The following is a 14,549-nucleotide window of genomic DNA, read 5'->3' as shown; positions in this document are numbered from 1 at the left end:
GCGACGGCAGCGATGCGGGCGAGCCCCACCGGGAGGCCCGCGTCGTCCTTGCTGGACGTCTCGTACACCGGGCCGACGCCCACGTAGTCCGCGCCGTCCTCGCGGGCGCGGACGGCTTCCTCGGGGGTCTCCACGGAGCGGCCCAGGAGGAAGCCGGGGGGGGCGATCCGCCGTACGGCGGCGACGGGGAGGTCGTCGGCGCCCACGTGCGCGCCGTCGGCGCCGGCGGCGAGCGCTACGTCTACCCTGTCGTTCACCCAGAGAAGCGCGCCCGCGGCGCGGGTCTCCTCCCGCAGGGTCCGGGCGAGCTCGGCCATCTCCCGGGCGGTCTCGGTCTTCGCGCGGAGCTGGATGGAGGGGGCGCCGCCGCGGAGCGCGGCCCGGACCACGTCCACCAGCGCGCGGCCCTCGCCGCAGCGAGGGTCGGTGATGACCACCAGGGCCAGGCTGCGGGCGAGGTCTCTGCTCACCGACGCTCGCCGGCCCGGGGCTGGGCGGCGGCGCGCGCCCGCTGGGAGGCGCGCTTGGCGGCGTTGTGCTCCGCCAGCGTTCGGGTGAAGACGTGGGTGCCGTTGGGGCGGGCGACGAAGTACAGGAAGTCGACGTCCGCCGGGTTCAGGGTCGCCTGGATGGAGCCGGTGCTCGGGGAGGCGATGGGGCCGGGGGGGAGGCCGCGGCGCCGGTAGGTGTTGTAGGGGTTGTCGGCCACGTCGTCGATGTGGCTGTACAGGAGCCGCGACTGGTGTGTCCCCAGCGCGTACTGCACCGTGGGATCCGCCTGCAACGGCATCCCGATCTGCAGCCGGTTGTGGTACACGGCGGCGATGGTGTCGCGCTCGGTCCAGACCTTGGCCTCCTTCTCCACGATGGAGGCGAGCGTGACCACCTCCCGCTCGCTCATCCCCAGCGAGTCGGCGCGGGCGCGCATCTCCGGCGTCCAGGCGCGCCGGTACCGGTCCACGAGCGCCTGGACCATCCGCCGCGGCGGCGTGCCGGCGGGGAAGGAGTAGGTGGCGGGGTACAGGTACCCCTCCAGCGTGGGGCCGGGGACGTCCCACCGCTCCGCGGCGGCGGTGTCCGCCACCAGCGCCAGCACCGAGTCCACGGGCGCTCCCGCGACCTCCGCGATCCGCGCGGCGATCTGCCGGGCCGTCCACCCCTCGGGGATGGTGAGCCGCACCTGCACCACGTCGCCCGAGACCAGCTTGTCGAGGACGTCGCCCCAGCGGGAGCCCTGGCGCAGCTCGTACACGCCCGGCTTCACGGAGCGCTCCGCGCCCTGGAAGCGGGCGTACAGGCGGAAGCCGCTGGGCCAGCCGATCACGTCGTGCGCGGCCAGGGAGTCGCTCACGGCCGCCATGCCGCTCCCCTCAGGGATGGTCACGCGGACCGTCTCGCCCTCGCCTCCGCCGCCGCACCCGGCCAGGAGGAGCCCCGCCGCGAGGAGGGCCCCGAATCGCATTCTGCTACCGCTCATCCGTCTCGTCCGTGGGATGGGAGCCGTGGTCGAGGAAGCTCCGCAGGATCAGCGCCGCCGCGGTGGCGTCGATCCGCCCCTTCTCTTCCCGCTGGCTCCGCTTCAGCCCCATGCTGCGCACCACCCGCTCGGCCTCCACCGAGGAGAGGCGCTCGTCCACCCAGTGGACGGGGAGCCCGGTGCGGCGGGCCAGCTCCGCGCCGAAGGCGCGCACCTCGGCGGCCCACTCCCCCTCGCCTCCACCGATCTCCAGGGGGAGGCCCACCACCAGCTCCGTCACCTCGTGCTCGGCGACGAGGCGGGCGATCTCCGCCCAGGGCGGGCGCTTCCCCGGCCGCCGCGTGAGGGTGGCGAGCGGCGCCGCGATGGTGCGCGTGGGGTCGGAGAGCGCCAGGCCGATGCGACGCCCGCCGTAGTCCAGCGCCAGGATCCTGCTCATGGCCGCAGGAAGCGCGAACGGCCCGCCGGAGCGGGCCGCCGTGCCGGTGCGTGCGCGCTCACCCGAGGCGCGCGACCGCGTCGTCCGCGCCGAGCCCCTGCGCCATCCCCTCGTACACCGCGCCGAGCGCCGCCGGGCTGCCGAAGAGGAAGCGGCAGCGGTCCGCGCCCGCCGACTCGCACTCCACCTCCATCACCGCCACGTCGCCCCCGGCGAGCCGCCCCAGCACGTCGGCCAGGATCCCGGTGGTGAGATGGCAATAGCCGTCACCCGCCTCGCGCGCGGCGGCGGCCTCCGCCCACCCCTCGCACTCGAGCGCCCCGACGCCGGGGTGGATCTGCGCGTGCCGCATGGTGCCCCACCCGGCATCCTCCCAGAAGGCGGCGAACTCCGGCCAGAACTCTCCGTCCGGGAGGGTGCCCACGGTGGCGCCGGGGCGCTGCCACGCCACCCGCTCCTCGAGCGCGGCGTAGAAGCCGGCGCCGCTGTCGTAGCCGAGCTGGCGGAGCCGGGTCGCCGCCTCCGCGGGGGAGCGGTCCTGCGCGAGGGCGCGGCGCAGCGCGGGGAGGAACGCCGCGGGGAGGCGGAGCGTGTGCGCGGTGGCAAGGGTCGCGTTCATGGGACGGTGGGTTCGGGGGGAAGGTCGGTCACGCTCGGGGTCCCGGCGAGCCGCTCCAGCAGCTCCGCCTCGGACAGGGTGGGGATCCCCAGCTCCCGGGCCTTCTGGAGCTTGGAGCCGGCGTCCTCGCCGACCAGCACGTAGCTGGTCTTCTTCGTTACGGTGCCAGTGACGCGGCCGCCGGCGCCCTCGATGCGCTCGGTGGCCTCCTGGCGGGAGAGCGTGGGAAGCGTCCCCGTCACCACCCAGGTCTCGCCCGTGAGGGGGCCTTCCGCCGGACGGGCCGCCTCCTCGGTGAGCCGCACGCCGGCCTCCCGGAGCTTCCGCACGACCTCCAGGTTCGACGGCTCGTCGAAGAACGCACGGAGCGCCTCCGCCGTCGTGCCGCCGATCCCGTGCACGGCGGCGATCTCCTCGACGCTCGCCTGCGCGAGGCGGTCGACGTCGCAGAAGTGGCGGGCCAGGACCTCGGCGGCGTGCTCGCCCACGTGGCGCACGCCCAGCCCGAAGAGGGCGCGCGCGAGCCCCCGGTCCTTCGAATCCTCAATCCCCGCCAGGACGTTCCGCGCCGACTTCTCCTTGAAGCCTTCCAGGGTGAGGAGCTTCTCCTCGGTCAGCGCGTACAGGTCCGCCACGTCCCGGACCATTCCCTTCTCCAGCAGCTGCTCGACGGTGCGCTCTCCGATCCCGCGGATGTCCATCGCCCCGCGGCTGACGAAGTGCACCACCCCCCAGTAGATGCGGGCCGGGCAGGCGGAGTTGGGGCAGTACGTCATCGCCTCGCCCTCGGGACGCTCCACCGGGGTGCCGCAGGCGGGGCAGCGGCCGGGGAGGGCGTAGGGCTCGGCGCGCCCGGTCTGCCCCTCCTCCACCACCGGCCCCACCACCTGTGGGATCACCTCGCCGGCGCGCTTGACGATCACCTGGTCGCCGACGCGGATGTCCTTGCGGCGGATGTCCTCCTCGTTGTGCAGCGTCGCCAGCCGCACCACGACCCCGCCGATCTCCACCGGCTCCAGTACCGCGAAGGGGTTCAGCGCCCCGGTGCGCCCCACGTTGATCTCGATGGAGCGGAGCGTGGTGACCGCCAGGTCGGGGGCGTACTTGTACGCGGTGGCCCAGCGGGGCTCGCGCCCGCCGACCACCCCCAGCTCGCCGTGCAGCGGGAGCGGCTCCACCTTCACCACCGCGCCGTCCACCTCGTAGTCCAGCGTGCCCCGCTTCTGCTCGAAGTCCATCACCCAGCGGAGGACGCCCTCCAGGTCGTCGCAGTGCGTGGCGAGCGGGTTCACCGGGAGCCCCCAGCCGCGCAGCGCGTCCAGCAGCTCGCTCTGCGTGGCGACCGGGAGGGCGTCGGCGCGCGGGCCCAGCTCCACCGTGTAGGCGAAGAAGCGGAGCGGGCGCGAGGCGGTGACATTGGGGTCGAGCTGCCGGACCGCGCCCGCCGCGGCGTTGCGGGGGTTGGCGAAGGTGGCCTGCCCCTCGGCGGCGCGGCGCGCGTTCATCTCCGCGAAGCCGGAGAGCGGCATGTACACCTCCCCGCGCACCTCCATGAGCGGGGGCACGGGCACGCCGCCGCCACGAAGCCGGAGCGGGACCTCCCGGATGGTGCGGAGGTTCCGGGTGACGTCCTCGCCAATGGTGCCGTTCCCCCGGGTGGCGCCCTTCTCCAGCACGCCGTCACGGTAGGTGAGCGCCACGGCCAGCCCGTCGATCTTGGGCTCCACGTCGTATCCGGCCTCGCGGACCTCGGCGGCGATGCGGGCGTTGCGGGTCTCCCAGGCGCGCAGCTCCTCGGGGCTGAACGCGTTGTCCAGGGAGAGCATCGGGGCGAGGTGCTCCGTCTTTTCCAGCTTGCTGGCCGGCTCCGCGCCCACCCGCAGGGTGGGGGAGTCCGGGGTGCGGAGCTCCGGGTGCGCCTCCTCCATCTTCCGCAGCTCGCGGAACAGGCGGTCGTACTCGGCGTCGGAGAGAGTGGGGGCGTCGAGTACGTAGTACTCGTGGTTGGCGCGCTCGATCTGTTCGCGGAGCTCGGCCGCGCGGGCGGCGAGCTCCGCGGATTCGTCCGGCGGGGTCATGCGGTGGCGGGCATCTCCGATGCGCGGACGACCCGGTTGCGGCCGGACTCCTTGGCCACGTACAGGGCCTCGTCTGCGCGCTTCAGGAGCGTCTCCGGGGTGTCGATGTCCAGCCGGGGGAATGCGGCGACCCCGGAGGAGGCGGTCATCCGCACCTCGTGGGGCTCGTCGCGGAATACGTGCTCCTCCACCGCGCGCCGGACGCGCTCTGCGAAGCGGCCGGCCTCCTCCTCGTCGGTGTTGGGGAGGATGGCGATGAACTCCTCGCCGCCGTAGCGCCCCACCATGTCGATCTCCCGGGCGGTCTCGCGGATGATCCGCGCCGTCTCGTACAGGATCACGTCGCCGGTGGGGTGGCCGTAGGTGTCGTTGACGGCCTTGAAGCGGTCCAGGTCGAGCATCGCAACGGCGATGGGCTCGTGGGTGCGCCGGGAGCGCTCGAACTCCTCCCGGAGCAGCTCGTGGACGTGGCGGTGGTTGAAGAGCTCCGTGAGCCCGTCGGTGATGGAGAGCTTCCGGAGCTTGCGGTTAGCGACCTCCAGCTCCTGGTTGGTGCTCGCCAGCTCGCGGTTCTTCTGGTCCAGCTCGTCCTGCAGGCGCTTGATGCGCAGCATCGAGCGGACGCGCGCCTCCAGCTCCGGGAAGTTGATGGGCTTGGTGAGGTAGTCGTCGGCCCCCGCCTCCAGCCCCTCTACCTTGTCCTGCGTGGAGTCGCGCGCCGTGACCAGGATGATGGGGATGTAGGGGAGCTCCGCGTGGTTCTTGATCCGCCGGGAGACCTCGTACCCGTCCATGACGGGCATCATCACGTCGCAGAGGATCAGGTGCGGCGGGTTCTCGAGGACCATGGCGAGCGCCTCCTCGCCGTTGCCCGCGGTCTCGATCCGGTACCCCCGGCTGGAAAGGCGGGCGTCGATGATCTCCACGTTGTCCGGATGGTCGTCGACCACCAGGATGCGGGTTTCCTCGGCCTGCGGGGCACCGCTTTCGCTCAAGCCTGCACCTCGCGCCCGGAGCCGATGAACTTCTCGACCTCGGCGACGACGCGCCGGGGCTCGCAGGGCTTGGCGAGGTACCCGTCGCACCCGACCTCCTGCGCCTTGGCGCGGTCGGTGGCGAGGGCGTGCGCGGTGAGCGCGATGATGGGGATGGCGGCCGTGGCGGCGTCGCCCTTGAGGATCTTGGTCGCCTCCCACCCGTCGATGAGCGGGATGGAGATGTCCATGAGGATCAGGTCCGGGTCGTCCTCCCGGGCCATCCGGATGCCGTCCTCGCCGTTGCGGGCCTCGATCACCTCGTATCCGAAGTGCTCCAGGATCGTCCGGTAGACGGTCCGATTGTCTTCGTTGTCCTCGACCAGCAGGACGGTCTTGCTCGATTCGGACATTCCTGGATGCCTCCTGATCTGGATCGCGAGCCCCCGTCGCGTACTTCGGCACGGTGGCGCCGCACCTGGAAACCGAAGGTCGTAATGTATAGAGTGCCGCGCGAGCACCGCAAGGCGCGCTCGCGCGGCGGGCGCGGCCCCCGGGGGGTGGCACGCCCGTTGCGGCCCCCCGCGGGCCGGGGGTTCCTCCACACCTTATCTCAGCGTCCTGCCGCCATGTACTACGAAGACCAGACGAGACGGTTCAACCTCGTGAGCGGGCTGCTTTCCGGGGCGGTCCTGGGAGCGGGGGTCGCCCTCCTCCTCCTGCCGGACGCGGCACGGGTGCGGCGGGCCGGCCGCGCCGCGGGGGGGATCGGGCGCTCGGCTTCGCGCCGGCTGGGGGAGATGCGGGAGGAGCTCGGCGACACCGTGCAGGAGACCGTCCGGGCCGGACGGAAGCGGCTGGGTCGGTGACCCCATCCGGACCGGGTTCCATGCGCATGACCGGGGAAGGGCTGGAGCCGCTGTTCCGCCGCCGCTTCGGCGGGCGGCGCTTCATCGTCGTCTCCAACCGCGAGCCGTACGAGCACCGCTGGTCGGACGAGGTGGGGGAGATCGACGTCAGGCGCCCCGCCGGCGGGCTCACCTCGGCGCTCGATCCCCTTCTCCAGGCGCTGGGCGGGACCTGGGTGGCCTGGGGGAGCGGGGAGGCGGACGCCGCCGTTGTGGACAAGGCGCACCGCGTCCGCGTCCCGCCGGAGGACCCCAGCTACACGCTGCGGCGGGTGTGGCTGACGCAGCACGACATCCATCGCTACTACCTGGGCTTCGCGAACCAGTTTCTCTGGCCGCTCTGCCACCTTCGGCCCGACCTGACGCGGATCCGCTCCCGCTACTGGGAGCGCTACCGGCGGGTGAACCGCCGCTTCGCGGAGGCCGTGCTGGAGGAGGCGCGCGGCTCCGACGCGGCGGTGTGGGTGCAGGACTATCACCTGGCGCTCGCGCCGCTCTTCATCCGCGCGCAGCGGCCGGACCTGACGCTCGCGCACTTCTGGCACATCCCGTGGCCGCCCATCGACATCTTCCGCCTCTCCCCCCAGGCGCCGTACCTGCTGCGGGGGCTCCTGGCGAACGACCAGATGGGGTTCCACCTCGAAGCCTTCGCGCACAACTTCCTCCGCTGCGCGCAGCAGCTGGTCGGCGCGGAGGTGGACTGGGAGCAGGGGACGGCCACGCTGGACGGGCACACCTGCCACGTGGGGGCGTTCCCCATCTCCATAGACGTGCAGGCCTTCCGCGACGCCGCTTCGGCGCCGGGGGTGGAGGAGCGGATGGAGCGGCTGAGGCAGCGCTACGCGCCACAGGGCGGAATGGTGGGGGTGGGGGTGGACCGCATGGACTACTCCAAGGGGCTTCCGGAGAAGTTCAAGGCGCTGGAGTTCCTGTGGGAGCGGTACCCGGAGTTCCGCGAGCGCTTCACCTACATCCAGGTGGCCGTCCCCAGCCGGAGCGACATCGAGGCGTACGACGCGCTCTCGGAGAAGGTGGACCGGCAGGTGTGGGAGATCAACGAACGATTCGGGACCGAGACCTGGCGCCCAATCCACCTGATCAAGCAGTCGCTCCCGGCGGAGCGACTGGCGGTGCTGTACCGCATGGCGGACCTCTGCATCGTCAGCTCACTGCAGGACGGGATGAACCTGGTGGCCAAGGAGTACGTGGCGAGCCAGGTGGACCGCAGGGGGGTGCTACTCCTCTCGGAGTTCACCGGCGCGGCCGAGGAGATGGACCGGGCGGTGCCGATCAACCCCTACGCGCCGGAGGACTTCGCGCTGCGGGTGCGGGACGCCCTCATGCTTCCGGCGGAGGAGCGGCGCGCCCGGATGGAGGCGCTGCAGGGCTCCATGCGCAGCATCTTCGACTGGATGCACGAGGTGTTCGCCGGCTGGGGCGAGCTGGTCGCGGAGCGCGAGGACGCCGACCCGCAGGCGGAGTTCGCCATCCCGGCGGAGATGTCGTGAGCGCCTGAGCGCCGCACGTCAGGGCGGGGGAGCGTAGAGCCGGAAGGGGACGCCGGCCGCGTCCAGCTCCCCCGCCAGCCGGCCGACCTCCTCGGGGAAGGTCTCCAGGGCGAGGTTGCAGCGCGCGCTGGCGCCGGGCGGGGCGGGGACCACCTCCACGGGGATCTCCGCCCCGCCCGCCACCTCTTCCGCCCACAGCGCGTGGTGGGTGGTGTCGAAGGTGAAGAGCTGTCTCTGCATCGACTGAGCCTCCCGGTCGGTGACGCCCCCTCCACTCTCGCACTCTCGCACTCCCGCACTTATCTTCCGGCAGACCACCGCCACCATGCAAGCACCGCCGCAGAAAACGTGTCGTTTCCGCCGATCAGAGAGCAGCTCGACGCCATCCGGGAGGGTGCGCTCGAGATCGTCCCCGAGGAGGAGCTGGTCCGCAAGCTGGAGCGCTCCGCGCGCACCGGGGAGCCGCTGCGCGTCAAACAGGGGTTCGACCCCACCCGGCCCGACCTCCACGTCGGCCACGCCGTCTCCATCCGGAAGCTCCGGGTGTTTCAGGAGCTCGGGCACGAGGTGGTGTTCGTCGTGGGCGACTACACCGCCCTGATCGGCGATCCCACCGGGCGGAGCGAGCTGCGCCCCCAGCTCACCGAGGAGGAGGTCGCGGACAACGCGCGCACCTACACGGAGCAGGTCTTCCGCATCCTGGACCCAGCGCGGACCCGGGTGGAGTTCAACTCCTCCTGGCTCAAGCCCCTGCAGCTCGCGGACGTGCTGCGGCTGACGGGGCAGTACACCGTGGCCCGGATGCTGGAGCGGGACGACTTCGCGAACCGGTACGCGGAGGGACGGCCGATCTCGATCGTGGAGTTCATGTACCCCCTGATGCAGGGGTACGACTCCGTCGCCCTGCGGGCGGACGTGGAGCTGGGCGGCTCCGACCAGAAGTTCAACCTGCTGGTGGCTCGCGACCTCCAGGTGCGCTATGGCCAGGAGCCGCAGGTCTGCCTCCTGATGCCGCTCCTGCGGGGGACGGACGGGGTCCAGAAGATGTCCAAGTCGTACGACAACTACGTGGGGCTCACGCAGCCGCCGGAGGAGCAGTACGGGAAGACGATGTCGATCCCGGACGACCTGCTGGAGGAGTGGTACCGGCTCGCCTCCGGGCTTGGCGGAGAGGAGCTGGAGCGCGCCGTCGCCGGGGCCGCCTCGAACCCGTACGCCGCGAAGCGGGCGCTGGCCGCCCGCGTGGTGGAGACCTACCACGGGCCGGACGCGGCACGCGGAGCGTCCGAGCACTTCGACCGGCTCTTCCGGCGGCACGAGGCGCCGGAGGAGATGCCCGTGCTGGAGCTGTCTCCCGCGGACGAGGCGCTGTCCGTGGCGGACGGGGAGGTCGCGCTCCCGCGCCTTCTGTCGCGGGCCGGGCTCGCCGCCTCCAACAGCGAGGCGGTGCGGCTGATCCAGCAGGGCGCCGTATCGGTGGATGGGGAGAAGGCCGCCGGCCGTGAAGCGCGGCTCCGGGCCGAGGGGGAGTACGTCCTCCAGAAGGGAAAGCGGCACTTCGTGCGGGTGCGCTTCTCCGGCTGATCGCCGGTGCTCACCGGCGCCGGCCCGCGTGGAGCCTCGGCTCGCCGCTGACGCTAGCCCGAAACTTGCGCAGGTGGTTTCCCCGGACGAACGGGTCCTGCCCGGCCGTCCGGCTAATTTCGTCGTGGCGGGAAATGTGGCGCGGTGAGGTTGCGCTGGCCCACGGCGGGAACAAATGTTGATCTTAATCTCAGCGCTGAACAGACCGGAGCCTGGCGCTCCTCCGCGCCTCCCCCTGCGTGGGTGCCGGAGTGGCGCGTCCCTTCCCATCCTCGTCCCAGGAGGTGAGCCGCCCGATGACTCTTGTTGGTGAGTGCTCCGCCGCGGTGCTTGCCGGCGGCCGGGGCTGCTGAACAATCCCGTACAACTGCTTCACGGAGGTTCTTCATGGGTAAGCTCTTGAGGCTGCTGGTGACCCTGGTCGCCGCAGTCGGTCTGTCGACACCCCTGCTGGCGCAGGGAGGCGGCACAATCGCCGGCCGTGTGACCGACGCGGCTACGGGCCAGCCGATGGCCGGCGTGCAGGTGCAGGTCCAGCCCAACGGCGCGCGCGCGCTGACCGATGCCCAGGGCCAGTACCGGCTCACCGGCGTTCCCGCCGGGCGGCACACCGTCGCCGCCGCGTTCATCGGGCGGGAGGGCGCTGCCCAGCAGGTGACGCTCGCGGCGGGCGGCACCGCCACCGCCAACTTCTCGCTGGCTCCGACGGCGGTCGCGCTGGAGGGGCTCGTGGTGACGGCGACGGGCCAGACGCAGCGGCGTCGTGAGGTCGGCGCCTCCGTCGGGAACGTGGACATGGACCGCCAGGTCCCGCTGGCGGCGGTGACCAACCTGTCGCAGGTGCTGGCGTCGCGCTCTCCGGGCGTGGTGGTCCAGCAGTCGAGCGGCACCACCGGGACCAGCTCGCGGATCCGCATCCGTGGGGCGAACAGCGTCTCGCTTTCCAACGAGCCGCTGATCATCGTGGACGGTGTCCGGGTGAACAACTCCCACGACTCCTACTCGATCGGGGTCGGCGGGCAGAACATCTCCCGCTTCAACGACATCAATCCCGAGGACATCGAGAACATCGAGATCATCAAGGGGCCCGCGGCCTCTGCGCTCTACGGCACCGCCGCGGCGAACGGCGTGATCCAGATCACGACGAAGCGCGGGCGCGCGGGGAAGACGCGGTGGACCGTCTTCGGGGAGACGGGCACCCTGGTCCAGGAGAACGAGTTCCCGGCGAACTTCGCCCAGATCGGCCGAACCCGGACCGGGGGCCGCACCACGAACTGCAACATCGACAACCAGGCGCGCGGACTCTGCACGGCGGTGGCCGACTCGCTCGCCTCGTTCAGCCCGCTGGATACCCACAGCCCGTTCCGCGACGGCGTCCGCCGCAGCGTCGGCCTGAGCGCCGCCGGGGGGAGCGAGGTCGCCACCTACTACCTGGCGGGCGAGTACGAGGGCGAGCAGGGCGTGATGGACCCGAACGACCTCGCCCGGGTCAACCTGCGGGCCAACCTGCAGGGGCAGCTCCGGGAGAACCTGGACGTGACCCTCTCCACGGGGTTCATCTCCAGCGAGCTCGGGCTCCCCTACAACGACAACACGGCGTTCGGCGGGGTCTCCGCGGGCCTGCTGGGGAAGGCGTTCAACTGCACCGCGCAGACCCCCTGCGGCGGCGACACCATCAGCCAGGGCTTCTTCGCGCGCAATCCGCGCGAGTTCTTCTTCATCGAGAACCGCCAGAACATCCAGCGCTTCACCGGCGGGCTGAACGCCAACTGGCGTCCGCTGAGCTGGCTTAGCGCGGTGGGCCAGGCGGGGATGGACCTGAACAGCCGCTGGGACCACCAGCTCGTGGCGCCCAACGTCAGCACCTACAGCATCGGCCTGGCGGAGGGGAGCCGGTTCTCGAACCGCATCGGGATCGGCAACTACACGGCGAGCGCGACCGTGACGGGCACCTTCGACCCGACGACGGACCTGCAGTCCACCACGTCGATCGGCACCCAGTACATCCAGGAGATCTTCCGGGGCACTTCGGCTTCCGGCCGGGCGCTGCTCGGCGGGACCGCCTCCCTGGACGGCGCGAGCGCGGGCTTCTCCGTCGGTGAGAACAACCAGGAGGTGATCACCGTCGGAGCGTACGTGCAGCAGCAGCTGGCGTGGCGGGACCGCGTCTTCCTGTCGGGAGCGATCCGCGGCGACGACAACAGCGCCTTCGGGCAGGACTTCGGCCTGGTGATCTACCCCGCGGTCAACCTCTCCTGGGTGGTCTCGGAGGAGTCGTTCTTCCCGGGCAGCTCGTTCGTGGACAACCTCAGGCTCCGTGCCGCCTACGGGCAGTCGGGGCAGCGCCCCGGGTTCCGGCAGGCGGAGACCTTCTTCAACCCGGTGGCCGTTCGGGTGGGCACCGTGGACGTCCCGGCCCTCACGGTCGGCGGGACCGGCAACGTGCTGCTGGAGCCGGAGCGCTCGGCGGAGTGGGAGGCCGGCGTCGAGGCGGGCTTCCTCGGTGACCGCCTGGGTCTGGAGCTCAACTACTACGACCGGACGACCCGGAGCGCGCTGGTCTCCCAGCCGCTGCCGCCCTCGCTGGGGGCGAGCCCGTCGCGCTTCCAGAACCTGGGCGAGGTCACGAACGAGGGGGTCGAGGCGTCGCTGCGCGCGCGTCTCTTCGACACCCCCCGGCTGCAGGCCGACGTGACGCTTTCCGGGTCCACGAACCGGAACCGCCTCGTGGAGCTCGGCGAGGGGATCGAGCCGATCGTGTTCGGCTTCGACAACACGCAGCGCCACACCAACGGGTTCGCGCTGGGGTCGTACTTCCAGCGTGAGATCCTCAGCTTCGCGGACAAGAACGGCGACGGGGTCATCAGCCGCGTGAACTGTCCCGGGCAGGTCCGGGTCACGGGCGGGCCGGAGTGCGAGGTCGAGCTCTCGGACACGGCGGTCTTCCTCGGGCAGCCGCTCCCGACGCGGGAGTTCGCGCTCAACGGGAACGTTCTCCTCTTCGGGACGGTGCAGCTCCAGGCCCTCGTGAACCACCGCGGTGGCCAGCAGCTCTACAACGCCACCGGCTCGTTCCGCTGCGCGATCATCCAGAACTGCGAGGCGATCCAGAACCGGAACGCGCCGCTCGCGGAGCAGGCGAAGGCGGTCGCGTCGCTCATGGGGTCGCAGGCCGGATTCATCGAGGATGCCAGCTTCACGAAGCTCCGTGAAGTGGCGGTGAGCTTCCTGGCGCCGACGGGCATCCGCCGCCGGATGGGGAATGCCGACGCCGTGAAGCTCACCTTCGCCGGGCGGAACCTGGCGACCTGGACCAACTACAGTGGTCTGGATCCCGAGATCAACAGCAACGCGACCGGCAACTTCACCACCTCGGACTTCCTGGGACTGCCACCGGTGCGGACCTTCACGGTGCGCCTGGACGTCAGCTTCTGAGCGGCCTGGTCAACTCGAGCATAGATGAGATCAATGAGCAATAGATACCTTTTCGGGAGGGACCTCCGGTCCCTCCCCCGGTTCCTCGCCCTCGCCGCGGGACTGGCCCTGCCGCTCCAGGGATGTGACCTGGACACCCTTCTTCAGGTGGACGACCCGGACGTGGCCAAGCCGCAGTCGCTGGAGGGCCAGCCGGCGCTCCCGGCACTCCTCGCCGGGGCGCAGAGCGACTTCCAGGTGGGCTTCAGCGGGAGCAGCACCGTGGAGGGAATCGTGACGATGGGTGCTCTCCTCGCGGACGAGTTCGTCTGGGTGGAGACCTTCCCGACGCGCGAGCAGGTGGACCGCCGGAGCATCAACGAGCAGAACGTCAGCCTCCTGCCGATCTTCCGGAACCTCCAGCGTGCTCGCGCCGCGGCGGACCGGGCGAGCAGCGGCTTCGGGCGCTTCTCCCCGAACACGGTGGGCCATGCCACCGCCCTGAACCTTGCCGGGTACTCGCTGATCCTGCTGGCGGAGCACTACTGCTCGGGGGTGCCCCTCAGCACCCTGACGGCGAGCGGACAGACCGAGTTCGGCGCGCCGCAGACGAGCGAGCAGATGTACCAGGCCGCGATCGCCAGGTTCGACTCTGCGCTCGCGGCGGCGGCGGGGACCGGTGCCGCCGCGGTCGAGCAGCAGCGGCTCGCGCGCGTGGGCAAGGCCCGGGCGCTGCTCAACCTGAACCAGGTGGCCCAGGCTGCTGCGGTCGTCTCGGGGGTGCCGACGACCTATGCATCCCTGGTGTTCCACTCCGACAACAGCGGGCGGCAGAACAACGGGGTGTTCGCCTTCACCTGGCTCGGGCGGCGCTTCTCGGTCTCCAACGCGCGTGAAAGTGCGGCGACCGAGCCGTGGGAGCCGAATGCGCTCCCCTACCGCACCGACCGCGACCCGCGGGTGCCGTTTGAGCGGCGGACGGGAACGCTGTCGGTCGGCTTCAGCGGCGACCCGCTCTTCCTCGAGGCCAAGTACCCGGATCGTGGGACCGAGGTGGTCCTGGCGAGCGGTGTCGAGGCGCGCCTGATCGAGGCGGAGGCGGCGCTCCGCGCGGGCCAGACCGATCGGTTCCTGAGCATCCTGAACGCCCTGCGGGCGACGCCGCCGACGGGCTACTATCCGGTGGCGCGCTTCCCGGGGATCACCTCCCTCGCGCCCCTGACCGATCCGGGCAACCAGGTGGGCCGCCGGGAGCTGCTCTTCAAGGAGCGGGCGTACTGGATGTGGCTCACCGGCCACCGGGTCGGCGACCTGCGCAGGCTGGTCCGGCAGTACGGGGTGCCCGAGTCGGTTGCGTTCCCGTCCGGCCAGTACTACAAGGGTGGAGTCTACGGGGAGGACACCAACTTCCCGGTTCCGTTCGAGGAGCGGCAGAACGACCTTTTCCAGGGGTGCCTCGACCGCAAGGCCTGATGCCTTCGGTATAGGTCCCGGTCTTCGGGCCGCGAGTGGTTGAAACACGGGAGGGGGGGCCTACGCCCCCCAACC

The 14,549-nt window shown here is 71.4% G+C and carries 13 protein-coding genes; 5 read left to right on the top strand and 8 right to left on the bottom strand.

Translation table 11 applies throughout. The features are described 5' to 3' along the window. The 7 genes from VGR37_23665 to VGR37_23635 all read right to left on the bottom strand — a co-directional run. A partial coding sequence (locus VGR37_23665; protein HEV2150418.1) for a thiamine phosphate synthase occupies positions 1 to 470 on the bottom strand: 470 nt, incomplete at its 3' end. Beyond that, the gene (gene mltG / locus VGR37_23660) at positions 467 to 1,477 is read right to left on the bottom strand and encodes an endolytic transglycosylase MltG (protein HEV2150417.1); all 1,011 of its coding nucleotides are present in this window, start codon (positions 1,475 to 1,477) and stop codon (positions 467 to 469) included. The genes VGR37_23665 and mltG, both read right to left, overlap by 4 nt. Beyond that, entirely contained in the window at positions 1,467 to 1,916 is a 450-nt protein-coding gene (gene ruvX / locus VGR37_23655) for a Holliday junction resolvase RuvX (GenBank protein HEV2150416.1), read from the bottom strand. Before ruvX ends, mltG begins: the two co-directional genes overlap by 11 nt. A gap of 58 nt (positions 1,917 to 1,974) precedes the next feature. Then, positions 1,975 to 2,535 carry a V4R domain-containing protein gene (locus tag VGR37_23650; protein HEV2150415.1) on the bottom strand — a complete coding sequence of 187 codons (561 nt, stop codon included), beginning with the start codon at positions 2,533 to 2,535 and terminating at the stop codon, positions 1,975 to 1,977. Then, positions 2,532 to 4,613: an NAD-dependent DNA ligase LigA gene (ligA, locus tag VGR37_23645; GenBank protein ID HEV2150414.1), complete on the bottom strand. Its 2,082-nt coding sequence runs from the start codon at positions 4,611 to 4,613 to the stop codon at positions 2,532 to 2,534. Before ligA ends, VGR37_23650 begins: the two co-directional genes overlap by 4 nt. Further along, a complete protein-coding gene (locus tag VGR37_23640) occupies positions 4,610 to 5,608 on the bottom strand; it encodes a diguanylate cyclase (GenBank protein ID HEV2150413.1) in 999 nt (332 codons plus the stop codon). The genes ligA and VGR37_23640 overlap by 4 nt, the downstream gene beginning before the upstream one ends. After that, positions 5,605 to 6,000, bottom strand: coding sequence for a response regulator (locus VGR37_23635; protein HEV2150412.1), 396 nt, complete (start codon positions 5,998 to 6,000; stop codon positions 5,605 to 5,607). Before VGR37_23635 ends, VGR37_23640 begins: the two co-directional genes overlap by 4 nt. Positions 6,001 to 6,216: 216 nt before the next feature. Here VGR37_23635 and VGR37_23630 point away from each other — a divergent pair, with 216 nt between their 5' ends. Then, on the top strand, positions 6,217 to 6,456 hold the full coding sequence (locus tag VGR37_23630; protein ID HEV2150411.1) for a hypothetical protein: 240 nt from the start codon (positions 6,217 to 6,219) through the stop codon (positions 6,454 to 6,456). A 20-nt stretch (positions 6,457 to 6,476) separates the two neighbouring features. Beyond that, positions 6,477 to 8,003, top strand: a complete 1,527-nt coding sequence (locus tag VGR37_23625; GenBank protein ID HEV2150410.1) for a trehalose-6-phosphate synthase — start codon at positions 6,477 to 6,479, stop codon at positions 8,001 to 8,003. An 18-nt stretch (positions 8,004 to 8,021) separates the two neighbouring features. On the opposite strand, the gene VGR37_23620 is transcribed toward VGR37_23625, so the two are convergent. Then, a complete protein-coding gene (locus tag VGR37_23620) occupies positions 8,022 to 8,243 on the bottom strand; it encodes a DUF3343 domain-containing protein (GenBank protein ID HEV2150409.1) in 222 nt (73 codons plus the stop codon). A gap of 108 nt (positions 8,244 to 8,351) precedes the next feature. Between VGR37_23620 and tyrS the strand changes: the two genes are divergently transcribed. From tyrS to VGR37_23605, 3 genes are all read left to right on the top strand, one after another. Then, complete coding sequence (gene tyrS, locus VGR37_23615; protein ID HEV2150408.1) at positions 8,352 to 9,587, top strand: tyrosine--tRNA ligase; 1,236 nt, start codon at positions 8,352 to 8,354, stop codon at positions 9,585 to 9,587. A 387-nt stretch (positions 9,588 to 9,974) separates the two neighbouring features. After that, on the top strand, positions 9,975 to 13,022 hold the full coding sequence (locus VGR37_23610) for a SusC/RagA family TonB-linked outer membrane protein (GenBank protein ID HEV2150407.1): 3,048 nt from the start codon (positions 9,975 to 9,977) through the stop codon (positions 13,020 to 13,022). A gap of 33 nt (positions 13,023 to 13,055) precedes the next feature. After that, a complete protein-coding gene (locus tag VGR37_23605) occupies positions 13,056 to 14,474 on the top strand; it encodes a hypothetical protein (GenBank protein HEV2150406.1) in 1,419 nt (472 codons plus the stop codon). The last annotated feature ends 75 nt before the right edge of the window (positions 14,475 to 14,549 follow it).

The sequence above is a fragment of the Longimicrobiaceae bacterium genome, assembly GCA_035936415.1.
GTDB lineage: Bacteria > Gemmatimonadota > Gemmatimonadetes > Longimicrobiales > Longimicrobiaceae > JAFAYN01.
This window is presented reverse-complemented; position numbering and strand designations above follow the sequence as displayed.

What these genes read in the sequence shown, in the direction of transcription:
- VGR37_23625 (HEV2150410.1), top strand. Translation starts at nt 6,477, where the DNA reads ATGCGCATGACCGGGGAAGGGCTGGAGCCGCTGTTCCGCCGCCGCTTC.
- ligA (HEV2150414.1), bottom strand. Translation starts at nt 4,613, where the DNA reads ATGACCCCGCCGGACGAATCCGCGGAGCTCGCCGCCCGCGCGGCCGAG.
- VGR37_23630 (HEV2150411.1), top strand. Translation starts at nt 6,217, where the DNA reads ATGTACTACGAAGACCAGACGAGACGGTTCAACCTCGTGAGCGGGCTG.
- VGR37_23610 (HEV2150407.1), top strand. Translation starts at nt 9,975, where the DNA reads ATGGGTAAGCTCTTGAGGCTGCTGGTGACCCTGGTCGCCGCAGTCGGT.
- ruvX (HEV2150416.1), bottom strand. Translation starts at nt 1,916, where the DNA reads ATGAGCAGGATCCTGGCGCTGGACTACGGCGGGCGTCGCATCGGCCTG.
- VGR37_23635 (HEV2150412.1), bottom strand. Translation starts at nt 6,000, where the DNA reads ATGTCCGAATCGAGCAAGACCGTCCTGCTGGTCGAGGACAACGAAGAC.
- VGR37_23605 (HEV2150406.1), top strand. Translation starts at nt 13,056, where the DNA reads ATGAGCAATAGATACCTTTTCGGGAGGGACCTCCGGTCCCTCCCCCGG.
- mltG (HEV2150417.1), bottom strand. Translation starts at nt 1,477, where the DNA reads ATGAGCGGTAGCAGAATGCGATTCGGGGCCCTCCTCGCGGCGGGGCTC.
- VGR37_23650 (HEV2150415.1), bottom strand. Translation starts at nt 2,535, where the DNA reads ATGAACGCGACCCTTGCCACCGCGCACACGCTCCGCCTCCCCGCGGCG.
- VGR37_23620 (HEV2150409.1), bottom strand. Translation starts at nt 8,243, where the DNA reads ATGCAGAGACAGCTCTTCACCTTCGACACCACCCACCACGCGCTGTGG.